We start from the raw sequence: 24,438 nt of genomic DNA on the forward strand, positions 1-24,438 counted from the left end.
CGGCATCATCCTATTACTGATAACGTTTTAAAATGGATGCCGCTTCTTTTACAATCAATTTTGCCGCCAACGGTCCCCGGCTGCGAGACCAAAGATCGCGATTGACTTCCACCACCCGCTTCTTTTTCACCGCTTTTAATTGGGACCAAATCGGGTTGGCTTTCACTTTTTTTAGGTCATTCTTCCCAGGATCCGTATAGGCAAACAGCACGTCTGGATCGATTTCTAAAATTCTTTCTAAACTTACTGTTTTAAAGTCGGAGTATTCATCCCCTTTTTCCTTAAATGCATAATCAGCCTTAAGCGCCGTAAAAATCGATCCGGAGAATGAGTTGTCCTGCCATACATTAATGCCATCTTTATTTACGAAAAAGCCCAATACACGAAGATTTTTATCTTTTAATTTTGCCTGCTGCGATTTCAATTCTTTATAAAACTGATTCACAAACGATTTTGCCTTCGCCTTCCGCCCTAAGATGTCTCCCAATACAAGAAGCTGATTCATCGCTTCCTTGTAGCTGTTCGCACGAAATCCCGCTACTGGCGCAATCTTTTTCAGCTGAGGGATAATCGCTTTATGGAACTCAAATTCATGGTCGATAATGATCAAATCCGGTTTGAGCGCTGCGATTCTCTCCAAACTCGGGGCGCTAAGTGCCCCAACGCTTGGCACCCCTTTTAGTTTATTGCGCAAGTATGTAGGCACCGTTCCAGAATTGGAAATCGTATACCCCACTGGCTTTAAGCCTAACGTGACAACCGCATCTGTCCCCGCCATGCTTAACGTGACAATCCGCTTCGGGGTACCTTTGATCACCAGCTTGCCAAGCTCCGTCTTAAACACCCTTGTCTTGGATGCGGCCTCAACAGGCGCAGCCGGTTGAGCCAACGGCACAAGCAACACGAACAGCGCCATCAGCACGGCAAGAAGAGAGGTCCATTTTTTCTGCAACACGTTACATATTCCCCCTTCAATCTCTATTTAATAATGATAATCCTTATCAATAAAGATCATAATTGATATTGAATATCTTTGTCAATAAAATAATAAAAAACATTCATGAGCAAGCGTTGCTCCCCACCCTGGCATGAAAATCGCTGATCAAAGCGGCGCATTTTCACAGAAAAAGAAAGTCGGTTTTACAAGGGTTTCTCTAATTGAGAAAGAATGCGAATCGATAGTCTTTTTTACCAAATCACCCACCCTCTAGAAGGATGGTGAAAAACGAGAACGGCCTGCAAATCGATGGCATTTCATCAGAAAAGAAAGCCGATTCAGCCGCATTTCTCGAATTGAAAGATAGCAGGAATCAGCCATATTTTGCGCTAAATCACCAGCCCTCTAGAACTTGTCGCCCCTTTTCATCATAATTCTTCAAAAAATCCCTTGTCTCCCCCCATACGATTTATGCTAAAATGGAAGCTGGATGTCCCCAAATCTGCTGCACACATGCCCACGGATGATCAACTCCTTTGGCAAACCCTTCACCAACAAGGTCCAGACAGCGTTAGGAAAGCAACAAAAGCCATGAATAGCTGTTTTGAATCACCGTCAATCCACACTTGGAAAGGATGATCCATATGGAAGCATTGCTTACCCAAATTTTAGATCGGCTCGATCAACTCCATTCGAGCGTCGGCGTCTTGACATCCGACGTCAACGAGATGAAAAATCAACTGAACAAGATCGAAGCGAGAGCGGGCAGCATCGAAGAGAGAGTGAACAGCATCGAGGCGAGAGTAGACAGCATCGAATCAAGAGTAAACAACATTGAAGCCAACATGGCCACCAAAGACGAACTCGCCGAGCTCCGATCCAAAGTGGACGACATCGAAGCGAAAATGGCCACGAAAGACGAACTCGCTGAACTTCGCTCCACTGTGAACGGACTCCAGTCCAACGTAAACGAAATTCAAGCGAAGATGGCGACCAAAGAGGAACTGGCTGAACTCCAGTCTAAAGTGAATGAATTCCAATTCAAAGTAAACGAACTTCAATCCAATGTAAACGAAATTCAAGCAAAGATGGCGACCAAAGACGATCTCGTTCCTATTCGACAAGCGGTCATGGAAATCGATCAAATTGTCAAAAGGATCGAAGTCAACCAAGAACGCCACGAGCACATTTTGGCCATCCTCTCCAAACGCTCGATTGAACATGAGGCATCCATCGCCAGCCTGCGGCAAGCGCAATAACTCGACAAGGGAACAAATGGACAAGGGGCGAGCTGTGCAGCGCAACATGAAAGTGTGTATGACGAATATCCAAACTGCTATTTCGTCTATGCCTATGGAGACAACGGAGCCGTCTACAGCATGGTGCTCGCCAAATGCTTGCGCGACTGGATCGCGGCCGGCCAAAGCGACAACGCCCAGCTCTACTTGCCGGACCGTCCGCTTGTCTCGGCGTTGTCTTCGTAATTACTTGTTTTCGGAATCCAACGAATTGTTTGGCGCGTCATCGACAAGCTGCCCCCTCTCCCCCGTGCTGGGAAGAGGGGGACAGCTTTTGCTTCGCATGCGGCAAAACGCTTTTATTCATCTTTGATCCGAACGTCGAATTCAGTTCGTTCATGGGCGTCTTTTATTTGAATCATCCAAGTGTCCGCTTGTTTGTCATAATGAACAGCCCGAATCACAGGAATCATATGCTCGAGCCGACTCTCTTCTTGTTTCAACGCTTGGCGAATCGCCTCCTCCTCCGATAAGCTGGCGCCATCACGCGGAGAGCTTGGCACAACCAATACTTTGCCCGCCTTCCCTTGGCCTGGATACGATTCAGCAATCCCCCCATCTATCCAAACTTGAACTTTTTGACCAATGTTCACCCGCGCTGGTGCACTAGAAACCAAGATGGCATTATAAAACTCTTTAAGCCCGCCTGTGGAACGAAAATCTTGCGGATCAGAACTGACAACCAAAATGCTCCCCCCTTCTTTTCTCACGACATACCCTTCAATGGCATAGCGGTCAGTTTGCCCGCTACAACCTGCCAACCAAACACTCCACACGGCGGCAATGAAAGCAAGCCATCTTTTCAGCCCAATCTCCTCCTCCTTTGTTATCATTAGTCGCATTTACGAAAAAATCGTTTCACTCTTTTATGAAAAGCTCCAGTTTGTCAAATCCATCATGGGTACTAAAAAAACATGATGATTGACGAAATCATGGATGATCTAGATGGTAGAAATGCAAAATTCGTGCAAAATTTTTTCGGATTCTATCGTTTTTTTCGGAATTCCCAGAAAATGAAAAACGACCGCAAACGCGGTCGTATCAAGGGTTCCACGATTTTAGATCGTGGGCTATCGAATTCCAAGGATGCCGATGGTGGGAGTCGAACCCACACGGGGGGCTACCCCACACGATTTTGAGTCGATTATGAAACCGTGCATCCCTCTCAATTAAAGCAAACCCATATGCGACAAGGGGTTCTTTCATTTTCTCATTTTCTGGTCCATTATTACCGAATACGACTCGAGCCTTCATGCTGTTTGCAGATATTATATAAATTATCTCATTTTTGGTCAATACTTTTTTCTTGCCTTTTTTCTGCATTATTAAAATTCATGATTTTTTCTACATTGGAGCAATTAATTCCGAGTTCATCGGTTTTGCTTTCGACATGCTGACGGTGTAGCCAAACAAGGAAGAAATGGATTCAAGATTGCCGCGACTCATCCCTTATATAAAACCAACATCAAAACATAAAATTAGAAAAATATTCGGATTTTGACCAATATAACTTTGCCACCTCACCATAATTTATCGGTTATAAACGAAGTATTTGTTGGTTTATTTTTATTACATGTTTACATAAAGTTTCATGGCACCACAGATGAGGAAGTTCATTCGTTCTTCCATGGGAGTTTAATAAGTAAAATCAACATTTACATTTAATAGAGCCAAAATAATAAAAGTGTTGGCATAAAGTATTGCCAACACTTTCCTTCAGCATATTGTCGAAGGCTTCGGTATTGATTAAGAGATTGTTTTGCTTAAAAATTGTTTTTTATTTGAAAACTTGTTCTGTTATCAATTTAAATAAAGTATGTTGTTAATTCAATAACATTAATCCCAGTATCGTTCCATTAATGATACCGACCAAGCAGGCTGCCTTACTTCGCCTTTGGGTAAGAACTCCTTCATAACCGGTTTAATATCAATAATAGGAGTACCATCTATTGCATCTAATCCTCTTACTTTCAATGTTCGCCCTTTATGTTCTAACAATTCAACGGTTGTTAAACCTAATTTATTCGGTCGATTTTTGCCTCTTTGAGCGAAAATTCCGACCTTTGGATATTCTTTATTATTTCTTGGATGCCTTGCTCCATATTGAATTTTGTCATCTGTAACTCGGTCAAAATAAAAAATAATATCTAAATGCGAAAACTCACTGATACCTTGTAAAGCTGAATCATCGATTTCATCTGATAATTCAATTATTGAAATAACACTACCCCAATTATCATCTTCAACATCTTTGCGGTTATTTTTAACAAATGCGATTGGTGTAATGGTATATTGCATCATATCCCCTCCTCGTTTAACTATTAAACTGCCCGTAGCCACCCATGAATCGAGCTTCACCACAGATGATGAAAGGTAATTGGGTCTTCCATAGAAGAAAACTATGCTACATCTATGCTGGACCATCAGAAGGATGAAAATATTCATTTTCAGAATAGACCTTCATGCCACGTGGCGGCACCAGAAAATGAATGAAAACATATATGGTTGAATTATTCATTTTCAAGCCCAACTGAGTAAGTTAAGAAAAAACCTGCATCAGCTATAATTTTAGATGCTTGTTGTAGAAATAGTATACAACTATCAGGAATAGACTCTTTAAAGCAAATTTTAATTTCAAACTTTCTCCCCTTAGATGGTGTATATGTAGTATAAATCTCACCACTTTCGATGAAACTTAAATAAACATTTATCTTCTCTTGTAGAAGCAATAAGTGTTCTATCCTGAAAACACCAATTAACAAAAAACGATCCCCACCTAGCCTTTGGAATTAGATTCCAAAGGAAGGTATTTCAGTATATATATGGTTTCTTCATACTACGCACTTGTCTTCTCCAGTTTCACTTCGTACCCTAACCCCTCTAGCCGTTTCACCGTTTGGCGCACGATGGCGGCCTCCCGTTGCTGATCCCAGTAGTCGGCTCCCAATTCCCGATACGGTTCCTTTCGCGTTAAGACCGAATAGATGATTTCCAAGATGGTTCTCCCGACCGCGACACTCGCTCGATTCGCTCCTCTTCGTTTGGCGATCCGATGATACTTGGCTGATAAGTACGTGTTCTTCGTTCGGGCGGCGGCGCGGGCGCATTCCACCAGACACGCCCTCAGTTTCTTGTTCCCTTTCCTCGTTCGGCCTGACAACCGTTTCCCCGCACTCTCATGATTCCCGGGGGCCATTCCCGCCCATGAGGCCAAGTGTGCGGCCGTAGGGAACCGGCTCATATCCGTCCCGATTTCCGCTATAATTTGTTCTGCGCTTTGCCGCCCTACTCCCGGAATGGTCTCCATGAGCTCCAGCGCTTCATGAAAAGGGCGCGTTCTCTCCTCGATCTCTCGACTCAACCGGGCAATCGCTTCGTCTAAATATTCAATATGCCGGCATTGTTCCGAAAGCATCATGCGTTGATGCGGCCCCATGATTCCTTTCAAGGCGCGCCGAAGCTCTCCGATTTTTTGTTTCAGCCGCCCTTTGGCGAGTTGCGCCAATACCGCCGAATCGTCCGTTCCTTCGATCAGGGCCCGAAGGATCTGCTGAGCCGACACCCCGCTGATGTCCGATACAACCGAAGCCAGTTTGATGTTGGCTCCTTCCAGCACTTTTTGGATGCGGTTGAACTCCCGAGCCCGTTCCTCGATCAAACTGCGCCGATACCGAACCAGTTCCCGAAGCTCTCGCTGAGCTCGATCCGGAATGAGCAGTCCGTGGCGAAGCAAGTCCGCGATCCATTCGGCATCTTTGACATCGGTCTTTCGTCCGGGAACCGCTTTGAGATGTTGGGCATTGACGACCAGTACGTCGATGGGCTCCGCTTCAAGCAGGTTATAGATCGGCTTCCAGTATACGCCCGTCGATTCCATGGCCACGTGCGTCACCTGTTTTTGTTTCAGCCACTCCACCAACTCCTCGAGATCGTCGGTCATCGTGCCAAACGTGCGAATCTCTTTGCCTTCAGGGGTTAGGACACAAGCCGTGATCGATTTCTTATGCACGTCCAATCCACAACAGCGTTCATACAAGACGCGCATCGGTCTCCCTCCCTGCTTCATTCTCCGAAACAGCCGGTGCAGCAGCCTTTGTTCAAGCATTCTATCCTGCGTGCTTCCCAAAAGGGAGCGACATTCCGTGGTGCACCAGGCTGCTGGGGTCCGTCTATCTTTCGGACTTTTTCGTACCATAGATACCACGACCTCTTGACCCCAGCTGCAAGGAGACCATTCGACAGAAGGTGGTTTTCATCCTTCCGATGGTGATAAAATTTTTTTGTCATGGGAGTCTATCCTTCAACAATTTGATGTCTTTCATCGGATTGCTTTTTATGAGATTTCGTCCTTCCAAAAAGTTAAAGAACGCCCTCATGGCTCGCAAACGGGAATTGATACTGACTGTCTTAAGACCTTTTTCTTTCATGTACATAATGACATTTCGCTTAATGGTTTCTCCTGTCCATTCACTTACACGCAACTCGATTTCTTGCTCTTTCAGCAGTTTTACAAATGCGTTTAACTCACTGCGATAATATTTAATCGTATGTTCCCGCAAATTTCTTAGTTCGCAATCCTCAATAAATATCTCTAACAATTCCTCAAATGTGTATTCAATTTCTCTGATATCGTCAGATATTAGCAACAACTCCTCACGACTCAACTCTCCTCTTCTTCCTCTCTTGCTCTTTCTCTGCAATTCTCTCTCATTTTCTATTCTTCCCACTTTCCATTTCACCTCACCGAACACGATTGTACGCACACGATTTTCTTTTCTCGAATCGTATTCGGTAAATAAAAAACAAGGGATTTCACTTACGTGAAACCCCTTGTCCCTAAAGCCTTTTCCCTATTTCGATGCCGATGGTGGGAGTCGAACCCACACGGGGGGGCTACCCCACACGATTTTGAGTCGTGCGCGTCTGCCAATTCCGCCACATCGGCGCGACAATTAACAATTTACCAAATCATCTTTCAACTGTCAACACTTTTTTATTCATTAGATATGGAGGCGGCACCCGGATTCGAACCGGGGGTAAAGGTTTTGCAGACCTCTGCCTTACCACTTGGCTATGCCGCCTTGATCGAGAGCGGAAGACGGGACTCGAACCCGCGACCCCCACCTTGGCAAGGTGGTGTTCTACCACTGAACTACTTCCGCATCCGTGGCTGGGGTAGCTGGATTCGAACCAACGCATCACGGAGTCAAAGTCCGTTGCCTTACCGCTTGGCTATACCCCAACGCTGTAAGTGAAAGGCGACTAGTGGGAATCGAACCCACGCATGCCAGAGCCACAATCTGGTGCGTTAACCACTTCGCCATAGTCGCCATAATCATGATAGGAATGGCAGGGGCAGTAGGAATCGAACCCACACCGGAGGTTTTGGAGACCTCTGTTCTACCATTAAACTATGCCCCTTTGTTAAGATGGTGGAGGGGGACGGATTCGAACCGCCGAACCCAAAGGGAGCGGATTTACAGTCCGCCGCGTTTAGCCACTTCGCTACCCCTCCAAGGAATGGTGCCGACTGCAGGACTTGAACCCGCAACCTACTGATTACGATTCAGTTGCTCTACCAATTGAGCTAAGTCGGCATAATTATGATATAAATCGCGGCTCATTGTTCATTTGTTGTGTCCCTTCCTCTACCAGCCAATTCGAAGAAGCTGGGTGCGTCGGGACAACTCGCAATCGATTCGATGAAGCGGATGCTCGTCTCTGCCAATAGAGCTAAGTCAGCTTGCTATCAATTATATGGTGGCTCGGGACGGAATCGAACCGCCGACACAAGGATTTTCAGTCCTTTGCTCTACCGACTGAGCTACCGAGCCGTATCTTATTTTTCCCTTGCTCGTTGATGACTTTTGTGTCCCTTCCTCTACCAGCCAATTCGAAGAAGCTGGGTGCGTCGGGACAACTCGCAGCAGATTCGACGATGCGGATGCTCGTCTCTACCGACTGAGCTACCGAGCCATATTAAGTTTTACGCTGCTTTACTTGTGCTGCATTGTGCCTCTTCCTCTGCCAGCGGATTCGAAGATGCTGGATGCGTCGAGGCAACTCGATGCGAATTCGATGAAACGGATGCTCGTCTCTACCGACCGAGCTGCCGAGCCGTATTTCACCGATCACATGATTCGTTGCATCATGCATTTTTGGAAAGATGGCGGTCCCGACGGGACTCGAACCCGCGATCTCCTGCGTGACAGGCAGGCATGTTAACCACTACACTACGGGACCAATTTTGGTTGCGGGGGCAGGATTTGAACCTGCGACCTTCGGGTTATGAGCCCGACGAGCTACCGGACTGCTCCACCCCGCGACGATAGGAAATTCAACTGGTTTTCATAATGATCCGGGCGTGCTATTCATTGCCTCTTCCTCTACTAGCTGATTCGAGGAAGCTGGGTGCGTCGAGGCAACTCGAAGCGGATTCGATGAAGCAAAGGCTCGTTGCTCCACCCCGCGATGATGAGAAAGCAAGTCAGCTTTTATATTAAGATGGTGGAGGATGACGGGATCGAACCGCCGACCCCTTGCTTGTAAGGCAAGTGCTCTCCCAGCTGAGCTAATCCTCCACAAAGAAGTGACCCGTACGGGATTCGAACCCGTGTTACCGCCGTGAAAGGGCGGTGTCTTAACCACTTGACCAACGGGCCATGCTGATGGATCATGGCGGAGAGCAAGGGATTCGAACCCTTGAGGCGCTATTCACGCCTACACGATTTCCAATCGTGCTCCTTCGACCACTCGGACAGCTCTCCACGATGGCTCCGCAGGCAGGATTCGAACCTGCGACCAATCGGTTAACAGCCGATTGCTCTACCACTGAGCTACTGCGGAATCATAACGAAGGTCAATTCTCCCAATAAGATGCCCTGCCTCTTCCTCTGCCAGCCGATTCAAAGAAGCTGGATGCGTCGAGGCAACTCGCAGTTCATCCGATGATGCAAATGCTCGTCACTGAGCTGCTGCGAAATGACATCTCTTTAGACATTTATTATTATAATGATTCGCGCTGAGCTGTCAAGAGTTTTTTCATTCCCTCAAAACTAGATAACCGTCGGAAGAAGCCGCTCGCCTGCGCTTTTCGCATTGTCCAGCTCCGGCTCGCCGCCGCTCGGGGTCAAATAACCTTCGCCTTCGGGATGTGAACATCCCTGCAGGCGAAGAACATTTGCCCGTCGCGGCGACCCGCTCGCCTGCGCTTTTCTTGGTTAAGCCCTCGATCGATTAGTATCCGTCAGCTCCACGTGTCGCCACGCTTCCACCTCGGACCTATCGACCTCGTCATCTTCGAGGGATCTTACCCGCCTAACGCGGTGGGAAATCTCATCTTGAGGGGGGCTTCACGCTTAGATGCTTTCAGCGCTTATCCCGTCCGCACATAGCTACCCAGCGGTGCCCCTGGCGGGACAACTGGTACACCAGCGGTGCGTCCATCCCGGTCCTCTCGTACTAAGGACAGCTCCTCTCAAATTTCCTCCGCCCGCGACGGATAGGGACCGAACTGTCTCACGACGTTCTGAACCCAGCTCGCGTACCGCTTTAATGGGCGAACAGCCCAACCCTTGGGACCGACTACAGCCCCAGGATGCGATGAGCCGACATCGAGGTGCCAAACCTCCCCGTCGATGTGGACTCTTGGGGGAGATCAGCCTGTTATCCCCGGGGTAGCTTTTATCCGTTGAGCGATGGCCCTTCCATGCGGAACCACCGGATCACTAAGCCCGACTTTCGTCCCTGCTCGACCTGTCCGTCTCGCAGTCAAGCTCCCTTGTGCCTTTGCACTCTCCGAATGATTTCCAACCATTCTGAGGGAACCTTTGGGCGCCTCCGTTACCTTTTGGGAGGCGACCGCCCCAGTCAAACTGCCCACCTGACACTGTCTCCCACCCCGTTAAGGGGTGCGGGTTAGAATTTCAATACCGCCAGGGTGGTATCCCACTGTCGCCTCCACCGAAGCTGGCGCTCCGGCTTCCCTGGCTCCCACCTATCCTGTACAAGCGATACCAAAATTCCATATCAGGCTGCAGTAAAGCTCCACGGGGTCTTTCCGTCCTGTCGCGGGTAACCTGCATCTTCACAGGTAGTATAATTTCACCGGGTCTCTCGTTGAGACAGCGCCCAAGTCGTTACACCTTTCGTGCGGGTCGGAACTTACCCGACAAGGAATTTCGCTACCTTAGGACCGTTATAGTTACGGCCGCCGTTTACTGGGGCTTCGGTTCGCACCTTCGCTTCCGCTAAGCGCTCCCCTTAACCTTCCAGCACCGGGCAGGTGTCAGCCCCTATACGTCGCCTTTCGGCTTCGCAGAGACCTGTGTTTTTGATAAACAGTCGCTTGGGCCTTTTCACTGCGGCTCTTCAGGGCTCTTCACCCCAAAGAGCACCCCTTCTCCCGAAGTTACGGGGTCATTTTGCCGAGTTCCTTAACGAGAGTTCTCCCGCGCGCCTTAGGATTCTCTCCTCGCCTACCTGTGTCGGTTTGCGGTACGGGCACCTCTTCCCTCGCTAGAGGCTTTTCTTGGCAGTGTGAAATCGGGGACTTCCGGATCAATCCGTCGCCGTCACCGCTTGGCCTTATGATCCGCGGATTTGCCTGCGGATCAGCCTCACGGCTTGGACAGGCTCTTCCAGCCGCCTGCTCGCCCTATCCTCCTGCGTCCCCCCATCGCTCAAACGGGAAGAAGGTGGTACAGGAATCTCAACCTGTTGTCCATCACCTACGCCTTTCGGCCTCGGCTTAGGTCCCGACTAACCCTGAGCGGACGAACCTTCCTCAGGAACCCTTAGGCTTTCGGCGCAGAGGATTCTCACCTCTGTTTTCGCTACTCATACCGGCATTCTCACTTCTAAGCGCTCCACCAGTCCTTCCGGTCTGGCTTCTCTGCCCTTAGAACGCTCCCCTACCGATGACCAACGGTCATCCCGCAGCTTCGGCGGCACGTTTAGCCCCGGTACATTTTCGGCGCAGAGTCACTCGACCAGTGAGCTATTACGCACTCTTTAAATGGTGGCTGCTTCTAAGCCAACATCCTGGTTGTCTCGGCAACTCCACATCCTTTTCCACTGAACGTGCACTTCGGGGCCTTAGCTGGCGGTCTGGGCTGTTCCCCTCTCGACCACGGATCTTATCACTCGCGGTCTGACTCCCGGGCATAAGTCATTGGCATTCGGAGTTTGACTGGGTTCGGTAACCCGTTTTGGGCCCCTAGCCCAATCAGTGCTCTACCTCCAAGACTCCTAAACCCGAGGCTAGCCCTAAAGCTATTTCGGGGAGAACCAGCTATCTCCAAGTTCGATTGGCATTTCACCCCTACCCACACCTCATCCCCGCACTTTTCAACGTGCGTGGGTTCGGGCCTCCAGCCGGTGTTACCCGGCCTTCACCCTGGACATGGGTAGATCACCTGGTTTCGGGTCGACGACGACGTACTTGACGCCCTGTTCAGACTCGCTTTCGCTGCGGCTCCGCCTCTTCGGCTTAACCTCGCACGCCATCGTCACTCGCCGGTTCATTCTACAAAAGGCACGCCATCACCCATCAACGGGCTCTGACTACTTGTAGGCACACGGTTTCAGGTTCTCTTTCACTCCCCTCCCGGGGTGCTTTTCACCTTTCCCTCACGGTACTGGTGCACTATCGGTCACTAGGGAGTATTTAGCCTTGGGAGATGGTCCTCCCTGCTTCCGACGGGATTCCTCGTGTCCCGCCGTACTCAGGATCCGCTCGGGAGGGAACGAAGTTTCGACTACAGGGCTCTCACCTTCTCTGGCCGGCCGTTCCAGACCGGTTCGTCTACCCCGTCCCTTTCTCACTCCCATCGTGAGCGGTCCTACAACCCCAAGAGGACATGCCTCTTGGTTTGGGCTGTTCCCGTTTCGCTCGCCGCTACTCAGGGAATCGCGGTTGCTTTCTTCTCCTCCGGGTACTAAGATGTTTCAGTTCCCCGGGTGTGCCCTCCATGCCCTATGGATTCAGGCATGGATACTGCCCCATTACGGACAGTGGGTTCCCCCATTCGGACATCTCCGGATCAACGCTTGCTTACAGCTCCCCGAAGCGTTTCGGCGTTTGCCCCGTCCTTCATCGGCTCCTAGTGCCAAGGCATCCACCGTGCGCCCTTTCCAGCTTAACCCATTGCGCTCTCGGCTTCTTCCTTTGCATTGTCGGTTATCTAGTTTTCAAAGAACGATTTTTGTCATTGAGAGAACATTACTCGTTCCCTCAAAACTGAACGAAACAGAAGCGCGGTTGTGCACCGAATCACGACTAATGTCTAGCTCCAGCGCCTGACTCTCTTCTGCCAAATAACCTTCCCCCTCGGGGTGCAAGCACCCCTGCGGGTGAAGAACATTTGGCTTCGAGAGCCAAACGCGGCGCTTCCGCTTTTCTCCCTGTCTAGCTCCGGCCGCCATCGGCTCGCGACGCTTCGGTCCTGCTGCGGCGGCGACAGCCTCCTCGCAGGCCCTCCAGCGCACCTCGCCGATAAGCGGGCGGCCTCCGCTTTTCTCCTTAGAAAGGAGGTGATCCAGCCGCACCTTCCGGTACGGCTACCTTGTTACGACTTCACCCCAATCACTTGCCCCACCTTCGGCGGCTGGCTCCCTTGCGGGTTGCCTCACCGACTTCGGGTGTTGCAAGCTCTCGTGGTGTGACGGGCGGTGTGTACAAGGCCCGGGAACGTATTCACCGCGGCATGCTGATCCGCGATTACTAGCGATTCCGGCTTCATGCAGGCGAGTTGCAGCCTGCAATCCGAACTGAGAGCGGCTTTTTGGGATTCGCTCCCCCTCGCGGGTTCGCAGCCCTTTGTACCGCCCATTGTAGCACGTGTGTAGCCCAGGTCATAAGGGGCATGATGATTTGACGTCATCCCCACCTTCCTCCGACTTGTCGCCGGCAGTCCCTCTAGAGTGCCCAACTGAATGCTGGCAACTAGAGGCGAGGGTTGCGCTCGTTGCGGGACTTAACCCAACATCTCACGACACGAGCTGACGACAACCATGCACCACCTGTCACCCTGTCCCCCCGAAGGGGGAACGCCCAATCTCTTGGGTTGTCAGGGGATGTCAAGACCTGGTAAGGTTCTTCGCGTTGCTTCGAATTAAACCACATGCTCCACCGCTTGTGCGGGCCCCCGTCAATTCCTTTGAGTTTCAGCCTTGCGGCCGTACTCCCCAGGCGGAGTGCTTATCGCGTTAGCTGCAGCACTAAAGGGTGTGACCCCTCTAACACTTAGCACTCATCGTTTACGGCGTGGACTACCAGGGTATCTAATCCTGTTTGCTCCCCACGCTTTCGCGCCTCAGCGTCAGTTGCAGGCCAGAGAGCCGCCTTCGCCACTGGTGTTCCTCCACATCTCTACGCATTTCACCGCTACACGTGGAATTCCGCTCTCCTCTCCTGCACTCAAGTCCCCCAGTTTCCAATGACCCTCCACGGTTGAGCCGTGGGCTTTCACATCAGACTTAAGGGACCGCCTGCGCGCGCTTTACGCCCAATAATTCCGGACAACGCTCGCCCCCTACGTATTACCGCGGCTGCTGGCACGTAGTTAGCCGGGGCTTCCTCGTGAGGTACCGTCACCGCGCCGCCCTCTTCGAACGGCGCCCCTTCGTCCCTCACAACAGAGCTTTACGACCCGAAGGCCTTCTTCGCTCACGCGGCGTCGCTCCGTCAGGCTTTCGCCCATTGCGGAAGATTCCCTACTGCTGCCTCCCGTAGGAGTCTGGGCCGTGTCTCAGTCCCAGTGTGGCCGGTCACCCTCTCAGGCCGGCTACGCATCGTCGCCTTGGTGAGCCGTTACCTCACCAACTAGCTAATGCGCCGCGGGCCCATCCGCAAGTGACAGCCAAAGGCCGCCTTTCAACCAAAGACCATGCGGTCTTCGGTGTTATCCGGTATTAGCTCCGGTTTCCCGGAGTTATCCCGGTCTTGCGGGCAGGTTGCCCACGTGTTACTCACCCGTCCGCCGCTGACCAAATCAGAGCAAGCTCCGATTTGGTCCGCTCGACTTGCATGTATTAGGCACGCCGCCAGCGTTCGTCCTGAGCCAGGATCAAACTCTCCAAAGAAAGTTGATTGGCTTTTGCTTTGGCCAATGCGGCCTCAGCTTTTCGCATTGTCTAGCTTCGGTCCGCCGCCACTCGGGGTCAAATAACCTCCCCCTCGGGGTGCAAGCACCCCTGCAGGTGAAGAACATTTGCCCGTCGCGGCGACCCGCGGACCTCCGCTTTTCGTCGCGCTTCGTTTCGTTCAGTTTTCAAGGAACAAGCTTTCGACTGTTTTGTCTCTCTCAAACAGCTCTTTTATGTTAGCATAACATCTTTTTCGATGTCAACTGCTTTTTTTACTTCGCATCGCTGTCAAACAACCTCTTCGATCAGCGACGTTTTCTAATGTACCACCTTAACTCGAAAAAAGCAATACCTTTTTTAAAAAAATTTTAGGACGCGCTGATCCATCCCCGTTCCCTCATCTCCATCCCACAGGAAAGCGTTCTTTTCCTAAAAAAGGGGAATGAACACCGGCGCGAGTGCATACATTTTTTCTATGGCATCGCTATATAGATGCGATTGGACGCTTTCACATCGATGGCTTTTGCAGAGCGACTGGATGGACTGTCAGGCGACCGAACAACGCCGCTTCCAGCCCCACGCTTAGGTCTGTGAAGCAGGTAGTCGTTCCGTCTTCCGCCACGCCAAGGTGCGGCGAAGAAGACGACGGTTTGCCTCGGGCGGTCAAAATAGGCAAGCGACTTTTTTCGTCAAGGACGTGGAGAACTTTTCCGTTTTGCATCTATATCGTTGTTGCGATCCTTTCATCAAGGAGGCTTCTTCACTTTGATTCGCGTGTTGTCGCCAATCAACTTTGACGTTTCGAGTTCGTTTTCGCTTCCGGCCAGCGAACAACGAATCTTAGATGCCCTTGTTTCCTCGCCTAAGTTGTATACGTATGCAAATAAACACCAGCTTCGATTTGAAATCGCCTTGCGCGACCGCATTGTTCGGGCGGCGGGCGAGTTGGCGAAAAGCCGGGCGCGGTTTGCCATTTTCCGTTTTTCGCGCTGCAACAGCGATTTCTGGACGCGGGACGAGCGCGGCGGCTTCCGTCTTCGTCCAGATGTCACGGCTTCCGAAGCGATTCAGGACATTTTTGTCCATAGCGAGCGATACGCGTTTGAATGCGCGACCGCGATCGTCATCGTGTTCTACAAGGCCGTGCTTGACGTAATCGATCCAGCGGCATTCAACCGGCTGTTTGCGGATTTGCTGCTGTATGACTGGCATACCGACCGGGATCTTGGCATTCAAACAAAAAAAGATGAACACTTTCTCCCCGGAGATTGCCTCTATTTTAAAAACCCGGAATTCGATCCGTTGACGCCGCAATGGCAAGGGGAAAATGCCATTTACTTAGGCGACGGCTTCTTTTACGGGCATGGCATCGGCATCCAGACGGCAGACGGCATCATCGCCGCGCTCAATCGAAAACGAAAGCGGGGGGCGACGAAATCCGCTTACCTGCTTCCCGATATCACGCAAGTCGATTTCGCTTATCTGTCCCAATTCGCCCGCGGCTTCGATGAATTCCGCCTGCCGATCCGCCGCCCGCCCTTTATCGTCGGAACGTTAGGGTCCGCTACGTTCTTGCTCCGTTAGCGGACCTTTTTCGTTTTTCTCCCACAAATACAGGGCGATTCCTGTTAAAATAAAAATACCGCCGATCCATTGAAACGGACGGATCGGTTCGCCAAACAGCCAGTAGGCCAAGGCGGAAGCGCCGATCGGTTCAAATAAAATCGCCATCGACACCGTCGAGGCGCTGACCCATTTGACCGCCCAGTTCATCACCGAATGGCCGAGCAGCGTTGGAATGACGGCGAGAGCGAGAAAACAAAGCCAATCCGTCAGCTGATACGCCGTCAGCGAAAGGCGAAACAGCATCGCGTACAGCCACAACACCGCCGCGCTGATGCTATAGACGATATAGGTATACGTCATCAAGGACAACCGTTGGCGCACCTCTTGGCCGAACAGCCAATACGCCGTGACAAACGCGCACGAAAGCAGCGCCAATCCATCGCCGTACAGCGCTTCACCGCTGACGCGGAAGTCTCCCCAGCTGATGAGAACGCTGCCGATCATGGCCAACACCGCGCTCCCGACCGCGCCGACGGTCAACCGTTCGCGGAAAAACAACGCGCCGCCTGCGAAGGCAAACAGCGGCTGCAGCGTCACAAGCACGACCGAACTAGCGACGGATGTATAGTCGAGCGATTCAAACCAAAGGATAAAATGAAAGGCAAGCAAAACCCCAGAACAAAGCGAAAACAGCCAATCGCGCCGAGAGATGCCTCGGAGTTCGCTTCGATGCCGGAGGAACAACGGCGTCATGATGGCGACGGCCAAAAAGAGCCGATAAAAGGCGATCACCGCGGACGGCGCCTGCGACCATTTGACGAAAATGGCCGATGTTGACACGGCAAGCGCGCCGATGAATAGAGCAGCATAAGCCTTTATGGTGCTTGGCGGCTTCATTCGTTTTCCTCTCCTTGTCTCGGTCAAGCGCAGTTCTTGGCCGCCGTTTTCACGCCGGGCGAAAACAGGCGTCATCAGGCGTTTTCTTTCATTATACCATGAACGAGGTGAGAAGCGATGATGTTTGATCCGTTCCTCAAACTAGGGATTTCCGCCATTCTCGGGCTGATCATTGGGCTGGAACGGGAATTGAAGCGAAAACCGGTCGGGTTGAAAACGTGCCTTGTCATTTCCATTTCCAGCTGCTTGCTTACAATCGTTTCGATCGAATCGGCGTACGTCTTTCCGCTCAAAGACCATATTACAATGGACCCGCTTCGACTGGCGGCGCAAATTGTGTCCGGGGTCGGTTTTTTAGGAGCAGGCGTCATTTTGCGCCGCGGCAACGACAGCATCACCGGGCTGACGACCGCCGCGATCATTTGGGGGGCGGCAGGGATTGGAGTGGCGGTCGGCGCAGGCTTCTATTGGGAATCGGCGTTCGGCGTCGCGCTTCTCATTGTCAGTGTGGAACTCATTCCGTTTTTGATCAATTTTTTCGGACCGAAGCAGCTGCGCGAAAAAGAGGTGCTGCTGCAAATCACCGTGGCGGACGCCAAAAACATTACAAAGGTCATCGACCATTTAAAACAACAGGACATCAATATCAAAACGATGCGCATTAAAGATGTGGAAGAGAATGAACATTTGCTGAAACTAAGAGCCGTCATTGACCAAAAGCGCTCGACCGCCGAACTTTACTACGTCATCCGCTCCATTGACGATGTGGTGCACGTTGATATTGAAAGCGGGTGATCAAAAAAGGATTGCAATTGTCCGCATCCATATATATAATGGGACATGGATAGATCATCCATATCCTTTTTTGGGGCATTAGCTCAGTTGGGAGAGCGTCGTGCTGGCAGCGCGAAGGTCACCGGTTCGAGCCCGGTATGCTCCATTTGCCAAACCCTTGCCGTGCAAGGGTTTTTTATTTTCGTTTTGGGAGATGGCGATGAGCCATCTCCCTGTGAACAAATTCCCAAAAGAAGCCTCCCACCATCTAAACGTGAAGGGGCGCCAGCACCAGTGAACGACCTGACTGAACCTCAAAGCGTGGGGCACACGGGAGATCGCTCGGTTCACGTCCCGTCATGAGATGAGACTGCTCGGGCTCTTACGCCCTTCGGCTTCATCCGTCCGGGTTGGTTTTGTATTTTTTCAGACGTTCCTCGAGCTCTCGGCGCGCCTGCTCAACGTCAAAGTCGTCGTCTTCCGGCTGGCTGTAATCCATGTTCAGCCAATCCGGCACGATTTCGGTGCGGATCGGTTTCCGCATCGTTCTCCCGCCATCGGATGAAGGCGGGGCGGATCGCTGCTTCATCCGCTGTTCCCGAAACGCCAACCGCGCGGCGCGCACTTCGTCCACGGTGCGGTACCCTTTCTCCGTCCAGTCGCGCAAAATCGTTTCCACGTACACCCACCGTTTTGCGCCGTTTTCCACCGCGATTTTCAATGCTTCCAACACCAATTCCTCGGACGCATCGTCCACCCACGCATTGATCTTTTCCCGCAAATAATCGCCGATCACGCCAAACCCGTTTTCCTCACAGAAGCGAACGATCTCCTTGTATGTGCGCACGCGCGCGTCTTCTTCGTCTTCCTTTTTGATCTCTGCTGTCATCTCTGTTGTTGTCTCTGGTATTGGTCTCGTCAAATTGAGCGCCTTGACCGCCCAGTTTGACCAGTTGGACGGTTCATTTTGCGCAAATGGACGGACTGTTTCGCCCATCGTCTGCTCATTTTGGCCGGTCGAAACACCATCGCAAACGGCTGAAATCGGATGTTGTTGAATCATCGAAACGCTGCTCAGCCTCATCGATCCCCTCTCTTCCATAGCCAAAACCTTGTTTTGAGCGGTCGAAGTGCCAGACGCCAACACCTCCCCATGAACCACGGAAGCGCCGCCTTGAACGGCCGAGACGCCATCTTGCACAATCGAATCCCCGCCGTGCGTCGTCAACCCCTCATCGTGAACGAACGAAGCCCCGTCTTGAGTAAATGAAAACGCATCTGGAACGATCGAAACGCCATTCGCGGTCATCACGCCATCATCGGCCGCCTGCCCATGTTCTCCGCCCGACATTTCTGACATTTCTTTCGTTATTTCGGCCAGTTTGTCATAGTCGATCCGATACCATTTCGTTTTATCGATCTTGGAACGGTTAAAATTCGCCGCAACGATAATACCCATTTTCTCGAGCTTGGTAATCGTCCGGCGGACCGTGCTTTCCGACCAGAACGGGAATTGTTGCTGCCAGTCTGCATACGTGTTGTACACCCACTTATAGCCGTCATGGACGTTTTCGCTTTTCTTGAGCCAATAATGCAGCTGCTGAACAACGATGCTTTCGTTCAACCCGATCGCCAAAGCGAGCTGCGGCAAAATGACCAACGGTTGATCATCGAAAAGCAAGTTGGACATGTCATCCTCTCCCCCCTCAAACATCCTTGATTGACGAGATGTTTCCTCATCGTTCCACTTTTTTGATAAACTTTATCGTGAACGAACGCAAATCGCCTAACAGCGCGATAACGGCCATATTGGCTTGATTTTTCGCTGAAAAACGGCAAAAACCGGCATAACATGTGCGATCGTGTGCTGAAACCCATCCATTGCGGACATCCGGTTCTTGTTCAAGAGGAAGAAATGTTTTTCGAGTGGAGGGATCGTTTTTGAAACGAATGGTCATATTCTTGTTTTGTTTCCTGTTGATGTTCCCGATTTCCGCTTTTGCCCACCCTGGCGAGCTTGATGAGTTGGGCGGGCACTTCCGCGGCAGCGACTGCGTGTATTTGCTCCATGAGCCGACTGCGCTGGCGAAGCAGGCGAAAACGAAACAAGAGCTTGTCCAGCTTATTCAAACATACAACGGCAATGAACGATGCAAGCGGCATCTCACCCCAGAACGAATCGACCTGGACGGCCATACGCTGGGGAAGAAAGAAGATCGTTCTACGTTGCGCCTTGGCCGCACCTACCCGGCTGAATTGGTCGAGTGCATTGACGGCGATACGGCGAAGTTTCGCGTCAACGGCCATGTATACACGACGAGGTTTTTGTTCATTGATACGCCGGAGAGCACGATCCAAGTCGAACCGTATGGGAAAGAAGCAAGCCGGTTTACATGTTCCCGCTTGCATCAAGGGAACATTTTGCTTGAGACCGACGGAGACGCGCTGTTTGACAAATACCAGCGGCTGCTCGCCTGGGTGTGGGTCGGCAAGCGCCTGCTGCAAGAAGACCTCGCCAAAGCCGGACTTGTCGAAGACTTTTATGACTATGGCGATTACAAATACGAAGCGCGCGTCCGCAAGGCGTACGAGGAGGCGAAACGAACCGGAGCGGGCATGTACGGCAAGCACGCCGCTGGAGAGAGGGAGGGGGCAGGGACGGAAACGCGGCCGCAGACCGGGGAAAAGACGGCCAAGACCGTTCACCCGCCGGCTTTGGAGAACAAAACGCCGCTCGAACGATCCGGCCGTCCGGTTCTTTATACGCTGCTTGGCCTAGCGGCGGCCGCCGCGCTCTATTGGCTCATCCGCCGGTTGACATGATCAACGGCCGGTGATGGAACGAATATCAGGCTTTGCAACAATGTTTTTCAAATTGAAAAAACCTTGCAGCGCCGCAGTTTCATCCCTTGAGCTTTCTCACGAACGGATCGAGCGAATCCGTTGGGTTTCGCCGGCCTTCTGGGGAAAAGAAAAAGCCTGTCCCCAGCGGGCAGGCCTTTTCTTCAACGTTTTCATCTTGTGTGTTTTCTTTCTCCCTCATTGCCTCGGCAGCAGCTCTTCAATGCCGTCCGGGCCGCTTTCCATCCGCGCCGGCGACTCGCCGAGCCGCCGAAATCCGTATTTCTCAAGGCGCATGATTTGTTCATCGGTCAAGTGGGCGTATGCGACAACGGACGGCGTGCCGGACGATTTGTAAATCAAATTGCCGGTCACCGGGCATTGAAACGCGTCAGCGACAAATCCTTCCCCATCTTGGATCGTAAACAGCCGAATCGGCATGACGTTCATATCCTTCCCTCTTTCCGTTCATCCTCATTACTTATGACTTCCCCGCCTCCCCCCATTCTATACAAGCCGTTTGCCGACAATGACCAAATCGCGTTCCACGCCGTCCAATTCCGCCACGCGCGGAAAATATCCCCATCGTTCAAATCCGAAGCGGGAGAAAAGCCGCAAACTTGGTTCATTATGCGCAAAAATAAAGCCGAGCAGCGTCTTGATCCCAAGTTCGGGCGCCCGTTCGACCGCCCGCTCGAGCAACTTCGCCCCAAGCCCCCGGCCGCGGTGCGTTTCGGCGATATAAATGCTTACCTCCGCCGTATGGCGGTACGCCGGGCGGCCGTAAAACGACTGAAAGCTGAGCCAGGCGCAAACCGCGCCGTCGTCCTCGACGACCCAAAGCGGACGATTGTGCGGGTCATGGGCCTCAAACCACGCCCGCCGGCTTTCGACCGACACCGGCTCCAAGTCCGCCGTCACCATCCGGCTTGGGATCGTTTCATTATAAATGCGGACGATGTGCGGCAAATCCGCGGCGGCCGCATCGCGGATCAAAAATGATTCCATCTTTCCATCTCCCCTTTTGCAAACAGTCATTTTATTTCCATCAGTGAAAAAAGCGAGAGTATAATGATACATATGTACAAACAAAGAAAGGGGAAAGGGATGAAACGCCAGCTTGTCGTCTATCTTGTGTCGCTCGCCGCGTTTCTCGGCCCGTTTACGCAAACGATTTACACTCCTATTTTACCAGAAGTGCGGGAGGCGTTTGCGACTTCTTCGTTTTTGATCAACTTGACGATTTCCATTTTCACTTTCTTCCTGGCGATGATGCAAATCGTCTATGGCCCGCTCACCGACCGGAAAGGACGGAGGACGGTGCTGCTTGGCGGCATCGTACTTGACCGTGCTGTCCATTTTCTTTTTCTTGATCGCGGCCCAACGATCGCTTTCGCTGCTTGTTTTGGCCATCGCCTTGTTCGGCTTGTTTTTAGGCCTTTCGCTCCCAGTGCAGACGACCGTACTGACGAACGTTTTTCAAGCGAACCGCTCGACAGCGATCGGCGTGTACAACTTTTTCCGCTATATGGGCATGGCGTTCGGACCAATGATCGGCAGCGCGCTGTTTGCCGCTGGAGGGTATCATCTCGTCTACGGAATCGATGATATTCTCTTTTTCGCCTGCGCCTTGCTGTTGACAGTGCGCGTTGCCCGGACGCGCCGCCAATCCGCTGTCTGACAAAACGAAGCCGCTTGCCCGACATGTCGTTCGGCAAGCGGCGGATTTCCCCGTCTTTCGCTCCATCAACGTTTCATCCGATGTCTACGTCCTTGCACCGACTCCCTCTGATTGTCGTCTGAAAAGCCGTCTTGTTCACGAAACAGACGGCGAACAACAACCGTTTTCTTGCGGGCCGCCCGGACGCTTCATGCCGGAAAACGCCTTTACTCGAACCAAGCGCGCTCGGGAAACGCAAGAAGGCTCCCGCGCTGTCAGCCGGCCTCCCCTTTTCACTCCCGCTCTTCCGTCAATTCCGAAACCGGCACATCCCGGCGCTCATGAAGCCGCCCGTCGCGCCAATGGACGGTCGCCGTCTGTTTTTCTTCATCATACCCGTCAATCCAGACCGACACGCCGTTGTAATACACCGGAATATCGGCAGGGGAAGAAACGATTTGTTTGACACGGTTCATATCCATGACCACTGTCCCCTTTCTGTGATGTTCCGTTTCCTAGTATGGGAAAAAACAGGAATGTTTATGCAAAAACGGCTCACACTAAAAAAAGACAAAAACAAAAGAGGGGTGGACGATGAAAACAAGAAACGTGCTGTTATCGTATTGGCGCTGGCCGCCCGTGCTTCGCCTGTTTGTCTCGGCGAGCGCGTTGATCGTGCTGTTTGGCGCGCTGATGCGCTTCGTTGAACCAGAGACGTTCCGCACGGTGTTCGACGGCGTGTGGTGGGCGATCGTGACGTCGGCGACAATCGGCTACGGCGACATCGCCCCGAAAACGGTCGCCGGAAAACTCGCGGCCATTGGGCTCATCGTCCTTGGCACCGGCATCCTCACTGCTTATTTCGCTTCCGTCTCCGCCGTGGCCGCCGCCCGGGAAACCGCTTTTACAAGCGGACAGCTCCGGTATACAGGGCGCGGCCATGCGGTGATCGTCGGCTGGAACGAGCGGGCGCGCGAGGTGCTGCTCCGCCTCTCGCGGCACGACGCCTCCATGCGTTTCGTCCTCATCGACGCCACCGTTCCGTCCCACCCGCTTCCGAACGCGCCGGTTCATTTCATTAAAGGAACGGCAAGCGACGATGCGGTGCTGGAGAAGGCCAATATTCAAGAAGCGCGTTTTTTGCTCATCACCGCCGATCCGCATAAAGCGGAATCGGAAGCCGATAAAGATACGATTGTCACGCTGCTTGCCGCCAAAAGCCTCAACCCGTCGGTGTACGCCATCGTGGAAATCCTAACGGGCCGAAACGTCCAGAACGCCTTCCGCGCCGGGGCGGATGAGGTGATTCAGACAAACTTGCTGGCGAGTTTCGCCATGGCTGCCAGCCTTCGCTCGCCGGGCGCCGCCAGCGTGTGGGAGACGGCGCTTTACCGCCTGGACGGACAGACGCTCTGCCTTCTCGAGCCAGACGAACAGCAAATCGGCCAGCCATTCGCCGCCGTTCAACAGCAGCTGCTCAAGCAAAACGTGACGCTGCTTGGCGTCATCCACGGAGATCACGGAGCGATTTCCGTTGCACCGGACCGCCCGATTCAACAAAGCGACCGCCTGTTTGTGCTTGCCCCTTAATCGAGCAGGCGGCGCTCCAGCTCTTGGACAAGCGCCTTTCCGACGGAAATGTATCGCTCGGGTACGGTCGCATCCGGGTCTTGCGGCTCGGCAAACTGATTGAATGAGGCGCTGATGTTGCCGACATCGGCTAAATCATCGATGCCCCGTTGGTATTTATGCGCAAGCAAAAACGGCCGCCCAAGCTCCACCGTCGTTCCGTGCGAATCAAGCTGCCCGTCGACCGCCCGAAACGGCACGCGCAAAAACTGGTAGCCCGCGTCATCGGCGATTTTGTAGTCGAAATAGCCGTGATCGTAGTCCCACCCGCCGCCGATTGTATATCCCATTGGTTTTAATTGCTCTTCCAAATGGTACAGTTGAAATTGTTTCCCTTCCAAACGCGATGGCATTTCAATCATGCACAATCCCTCCCTCTAGAAATGTTGATTTATCAAGGCTTTTCGGCCCCTCAGGGGTGTCCAAAAAATATTTTTCGACAAAATCCCTTACATCCTTTTTCAGTTTTGTGGATATCTTACAGACCTAGGGTGCGCTTCGCGGCCACGGCTGGGGATATTTTCCTTCCGTGGGGAGAAGCGTATTCGATGCACCCTTTGGATCTCCGCGTCGCTGATGAGGACGAACCCTCCCATGTCTCCGGGCGTCTTCGCGCCAACATTCCCTCGTTCGGTCTCGTCATCAGGCGGAGGCCGGCCAAGCTCCTTTGGGGACTCAAGGTCGAATGGATAAAATCACGCCAGCTTCTCCGGTGTCATCCTGTTGTCCAACGATTCTTCCGTTCGCAG

The 24,438-nt window shown here is 52.1% G+C and carries 19 protein-coding genes, 16 tRNA genes, 2 rRNA genes and 3 pseudogenes; 9 read left to right on the forward strand and 31 right to left on the reverse strand.

The features are described from left to right. Window positions 1-13: 13 nt before the first annotated feature. On the reverse strand, window positions 14-955 hold the full coding sequence (locus tag GYMC52_RS14995) for an ABC transporter substrate-binding protein (RefSeq protein WP_013524490.1): 942 nt from the start codon (window positions 953-955) through the stop codon (window positions 14-16). A 626-nt stretch (window positions 956-1,581) separates the two neighbouring features. Here GYMC52_RS14995 and GYMC52_RS15000 point away from each other — a divergent pair. Together GYMC52_RS15000 and GYMC52_RS19625 are read left to right on the forward strand one after the other, a co-directional pair. Beyond that, window positions 1,582-2,196, forward strand: a complete 615-nt coding sequence (locus tag GYMC52_RS15000) for a hypothetical protein (protein WP_013524491.1) — start codon at window positions 1,582-1,584, stop codon at window positions 2,194-2,196. Window positions 2,197-2,250: 54 nt separating this feature from the next. Continuing rightward, window positions 2,251-2,421, forward strand: a pseudogene (locus tag GYMC52_RS19625) (FAD-binding oxidoreductase); the annotation flags it as partial. Window positions 2,422-2,534: 113 nt separating this feature from the next. Here GYMC52_RS19625 and GYMC52_RS15005 read toward each other — a convergent pair. The 24 genes and pseudogenes from GYMC52_RS15005 to GYMC52_RS15120 all read right to left on the reverse strand — a co-directional run bounded on the left by GYMC52_RS15005 (window position 2,535) and on the right by GYMC52_RS15120 (window position 14,319). Continuing rightward, a complete protein-coding gene (locus GYMC52_RS15005; RefSeq protein WP_014196625.1) occupies window positions 2,535-2,996 on the reverse strand; it encodes a YobA family protein in 462 nt (153 codons plus the stop codon). 583 nt (window positions 2,997-3,579) lie between these two features. Then, window positions 3,580-3,678: pseudogene (locus GYMC52_RS19445) on the reverse strand (sporulation transcription factor Spo0A); the annotation flags it as partial. 393 nt (window positions 3,679-4,071) lie between these two features. Continuing rightward, the gene (gene tsaA / locus GYMC52_RS15010; protein ID WP_013524492.1) at window positions 4,072-4,533 is read right to left on the reverse strand and encodes a tRNA (N6-threonylcarbamoyladenosine(37)-N6)-methyltransferase TrmO; all 462 of its coding nucleotides are present in this window, start codon (window positions 4,531-4,533) and stop codon (window positions 4,072-4,074) included. A 212-nt stretch (window positions 4,534-4,745) separates the two neighbouring features. After that, window positions 4,746-4,997: a DUF6572 domain-containing protein gene (locus tag GYMC52_RS15015; protein ID WP_013524493.1), complete on the reverse strand. Its 252-nt coding sequence runs from the start codon at window positions 4,995-4,997 to the stop codon at window positions 4,746-4,748. Window positions 4,998-5,071: 74 nt separating this feature from the next. Beyond that, complete coding sequence (locus GYMC52_RS15020) at window positions 5,072-6,280, reverse strand: IS110 family transposase (protein WP_013524494.1); 1,209 nt, start codon at window positions 6,278-6,280, stop codon at window positions 5,072-5,074. A 238-nt stretch (window positions 6,281-6,518) separates the two neighbouring features. Further along, entirely contained in the window at window positions 6,519-6,962 is a 444-nt protein-coding gene (locus GYMC52_RS15030; protein ID WP_083777765.1) for a site-specific integrase, read from the reverse strand. Between the two features lie 132 nt (window positions 6,963-7,094). Further along, a tRNA-Leu gene (locus GYMC52_RS15035) sits at window positions 7,095-7,180 on the reverse strand. Window positions 7,181-7,242: 62 nt separating this feature from the next. Beyond that, window positions 7,243-7,316 (reverse strand) — tRNA-Cys (locus GYMC52_RS15040). A 9-nt stretch (window positions 7,317-7,325) separates the two neighbouring features. After that, a tRNA-Gly gene (locus tag GYMC52_RS15045) sits at window positions 7,326-7,397 on the reverse strand. A 5-nt stretch (window positions 7,398-7,402) separates the two neighbouring features. Beyond that, window positions 7,403-7,477 (reverse strand) — tRNA-Gln (locus GYMC52_RS15050). Window positions 7,478-7,492: 15 nt separating this feature from the next. Next, window positions 7,493-7,565 (reverse strand) — tRNA-His (locus GYMC52_RS15055). Window positions 7,566-7,582: 17 nt separating this feature from the next. Further along, window positions 7,583-7,656: transfer RNA gene (locus tag GYMC52_RS15060), tRNA-Trp, on the reverse strand. A gap of 9 nt (window positions 7,657-7,665) precedes the next feature. Next, window positions 7,666-7,750, reverse strand: a tRNA-Tyr gene (locus GYMC52_RS15065). A 6-nt stretch (window positions 7,751-7,756) separates the two neighbouring features. Then, window positions 7,757-7,832: transfer RNA gene (locus tag GYMC52_RS15070), tRNA-Thr, on the reverse strand. Window positions 7,833-7,993: 161 nt separating this feature from the next. Next, a tRNA-Phe gene (locus GYMC52_RS15075) sits at window positions 7,994-8,069 on the reverse strand. Window positions 8,070-8,402: 333 nt separating this feature from the next. Further along, window positions 8,403-8,478: transfer RNA gene (locus GYMC52_RS15080), tRNA-Asp, on the reverse strand. 5 nt (window positions 8,479-8,483) lie between these two features. Continuing rightward, window positions 8,484-8,560 (reverse strand) — tRNA-Met (locus GYMC52_RS15085). Window positions 8,561-8,740: 180 nt separating this feature from the next. Continuing rightward, window positions 8,741-8,816: transfer RNA gene (locus tag GYMC52_RS15090), tRNA-Val, on the reverse strand. A gap of 9 nt (window positions 8,817-8,825) precedes the next feature. Next, window positions 8,826-8,897: transfer RNA gene (locus GYMC52_RS15095), tRNA-Glu, on the reverse strand. Window positions 8,898-8,911: 14 nt separating this feature from the next. Further along, window positions 8,912-9,002, reverse strand: a tRNA-Ser gene (locus GYMC52_RS15100). A gap of 4 nt (window positions 9,003-9,006) precedes the next feature. Then, window positions 9,007-9,081: transfer RNA gene (locus tag GYMC52_RS15105), tRNA-Asn, on the reverse strand. A 370-nt stretch (window positions 9,082-9,451) separates the two neighbouring features. Next, a 23S ribosomal RNA gene (locus GYMC52_RS15110) occupies window positions 9,452-12,380 on the reverse strand. Window positions 12,381-12,426: 46 nt separating this feature from the next. Then, complete coding sequence (locus GYMC52_RS20215) at window positions 12,427-12,552, reverse strand: hypothetical protein (RefSeq protein WP_255347942.1); 126 nt, start codon at window positions 12,550-12,552, stop codon at window positions 12,427-12,429. A 209-nt stretch (window positions 12,553-12,761) separates the two neighbouring features. Then, a 16S ribosomal RNA gene (locus GYMC52_RS15120) occupies window positions 12,762-14,319 on the reverse strand. The 16S and 23S rRNA genes sit together here with 15 tRNA genes alongside, the layout of an rRNA operon. A 768-nt stretch (window positions 14,320-15,087) precedes the next feature. Here GYMC52_RS15120 and GYMC52_RS15125 point away from each other — a divergent pair. Then, window positions 15,088-15,906, forward strand: a complete 819-nt coding sequence (locus tag GYMC52_RS15125; protein ID WP_013524496.1) for a protein-glutamine gamma-glutamyltransferase — start codon at window positions 15,088-15,090, stop codon at window positions 15,904-15,906. Here GYMC52_RS15125 and GYMC52_RS15130 read toward each other — a convergent pair. Beyond that, window positions 15,877-16,785 (reverse strand): DMT family transporter, encoded by a 909-nt coding sequence (locus GYMC52_RS15130; RefSeq protein WP_013524497.1) that lies wholly within the window; start codon window positions 16,783-16,785, stop codon window positions 15,877-15,879. The two genes, GYMC52_RS15125 and GYMC52_RS15130, sit on opposite strands and share 30 nt — an antisense overlap. Before the next feature lie 117 nt (window positions 16,786-16,902). On the opposite strand from GYMC52_RS15130, the gene GYMC52_RS15135 reads away from it, so the two are divergent. Both GYMC52_RS15135 and GYMC52_RS15140 read left to right on the forward strand, forming a co-directional pair. Continuing rightward, complete coding sequence (locus GYMC52_RS15135; protein ID WP_011232387.1) at window positions 16,903-17,580, forward strand: MgtC/SapB family protein; 678 nt, start codon at window positions 16,903-16,905, stop codon at window positions 17,578-17,580. Between the two features lie 72 nt (window positions 17,581-17,652). Beyond that, window positions 17,653-17,725: transfer RNA gene (locus GYMC52_RS15140), tRNA-Ala, on the forward strand. A 231-nt stretch (window positions 17,726-17,956) separates the two neighbouring features. Here GYMC52_RS15140 and GYMC52_RS15145 read toward each other — a convergent pair. After that, window positions 17,957-19,249, reverse strand: coding sequence for a DnaD domain-containing protein (locus GYMC52_RS15145; RefSeq protein WP_013524498.1), 1,293 nt, complete (start codon window positions 19,247-19,249; stop codon window positions 17,957-17,959). A 251-nt stretch (window positions 19,250-19,500) separates the two neighbouring features. Here GYMC52_RS15145 and GYMC52_RS15150 point away from each other — a divergent pair, with 251 nt between their 5' ends. Continuing rightward, the gene (locus GYMC52_RS15150) at window positions 19,501-20,382 is read left to right on the forward strand and encodes a thermonuclease family protein (RefSeq protein WP_013524499.1); all 882 of its coding nucleotides are present in this window, start codon (window positions 19,501-19,503) and stop codon (window positions 20,380-20,382) included. Window positions 20,383-20,598: 216 nt separating this feature from the next. Here the strand turns inward: GYMC52_RS15150 and GYMC52_RS15155 are convergent, their stop codons facing one another. Beyond that, window positions 20,599-20,850: a hypothetical protein gene (locus GYMC52_RS15155; protein ID WP_013524500.1), complete on the reverse strand. Its 252-nt coding sequence runs from the start codon at window positions 20,848-20,850 to the stop codon at window positions 20,599-20,601. 57 nt (window positions 20,851-20,907) lie between these two features. After that, entirely contained in the window at window positions 20,908-21,408 is a 501-nt protein-coding gene (locus tag GYMC52_RS15160; protein WP_013524501.1) for a GNAT family N-acetyltransferase, read from the reverse strand. Window positions 21,409-21,507: 99 nt separating this feature from the next. On the opposite strand from GYMC52_RS15160, the pseudogene GYMC52_RS20220 reads away from it, so the two are divergent. Continuing rightward, window positions 21,508-21,678, forward strand: a pseudogene (locus GYMC52_RS20220) (MFS transporter); the annotation flags it as partial. Window positions 21,679-21,727: 49 nt separating this feature from the next. After that, entirely contained in the window at window positions 21,728-22,081 is a 354-nt protein-coding gene (locus GYMC52_RS20225; protein ID WP_011232392.1) for an MFS transporter, read from the forward strand. Between the two features lie 272 nt (window positions 22,082-22,353). Here GYMC52_RS20225 and GYMC52_RS15170 read toward each other — a convergent pair whose 3' ends face one another. Beyond that, window positions 22,354-22,542, reverse strand: a complete 189-nt coding sequence (locus tag GYMC52_RS15170; protein WP_013524502.1) for an H-type small acid-soluble spore protein — start codon at window positions 22,540-22,542, stop codon at window positions 22,354-22,356. Between the two features lie 112 nt (window positions 22,543-22,654). On the opposite strand from GYMC52_RS15170, the gene GYMC52_RS15175 reads away from it, so the two are divergent. Then, complete coding sequence (locus GYMC52_RS15175) at window positions 22,655-23,650, forward strand: potassium channel family protein (RefSeq protein ID WP_013524503.1); 996 nt, start codon at window positions 22,655-22,657, stop codon at window positions 23,648-23,650. On the opposite strand, the gene GYMC52_RS15180 is transcribed toward GYMC52_RS15175, so the two are convergent. Next, window positions 23,647-24,051 (reverse strand): YugN-like family protein, encoded by a 405-nt coding sequence (locus GYMC52_RS15180; protein ID WP_013524504.1) that lies wholly within the window; start codon window positions 24,049-24,051, stop codon window positions 23,647-23,649. The two genes, GYMC52_RS15175 and GYMC52_RS15180, sit on opposite strands and share 4 nt — an antisense overlap. Window positions 24,052-24,438 lie beyond the last annotated feature (387 nt).

Source organism: Geobacillus sp. Y412MC52, from assembly GCF_000174795.2.
GTDB lineage: Bacteria > Bacillota > Bacilli > Bacillales > Anoxybacillaceae > Geobacillus > Geobacillus thermoleovorans.

What these genes read in the sequence shown, in the direction of transcription:
- GYMC52_RS15160 (WP_013524501.1), bottom strand. Translation starts at nt 21,408, where the DNA reads ATGGAATCATTTTTGATCCGCGATGCGGCCGCCGCGGATTTGCCGCAC.
- GYMC52_RS15170 (WP_013524502.1), bottom strand. Translation starts at nt 22,542, where the DNA reads ATGGATATGAACCGTGTCAAACAAATCGTTTCTTCCCCTGCCGATATT.
- GYMC52_RS15145 (WP_013524498.1), bottom strand. Translation starts at nt 19,249, where the DNA reads ATGTCCAACTTGCTTTTCGATGATCAACCGTTGGTCATTTTGCCGCAG.
- GYMC52_RS15130 (WP_013524497.1), bottom strand. Translation starts at nt 16,785, where the DNA reads ATGAAGCCGCCAAGCACCATAAAGGCTTATGCTGCTCTATTCATCGGC.
- GYMC52_RS15175 (WP_013524503.1), top strand. Translation starts at nt 22,655, where the DNA reads ATGAAAACAAGAAACGTGCTGTTATCGTATTGGCGCTGGCCGCCCGTG.
- tsaA (WP_013524492.1), bottom strand. Translation starts at nt 4,533, where the DNA reads ATGCAATATACCATTACACCAATCGCATTTGTTAAAAATAACCGCAAA.
- GYMC52_RS15020 (WP_013524494.1), bottom strand. Translation starts at nt 6,280, where the DNA reads ATGCGCGTCTTGTATGAACGCTGTTGTGGATTGGACGTGCATAAGAAA.
- GYMC52_RS15135 (WP_011232387.1), top strand. Translation starts at nt 16,903, where the DNA reads ATGATGTTTGATCCGTTCCTCAAACTAGGGATTTCCGCCATTCTCGGG.
- GYMC52_RS15180 (WP_013524504.1), bottom strand. Translation starts at nt 24,051, where the DNA reads ATGATTGAAATGCCATCGCGTTTGGAAGGGAAACAATTTCAACTGTAC.
- GYMC52_RS15000 (WP_013524491.1), top strand. Translation starts at nt 1,582, where the DNA reads ATGGAAGCATTGCTTACCCAAATTTTAGATCGGCTCGATCAACTCCAT.
- GYMC52_RS15155 (WP_013524500.1), bottom strand. Translation starts at nt 20,850, where the DNA reads ATGAACGTCATGCCGATTCGGCTGTTTACGATCCAAGATGGGGAAGGA.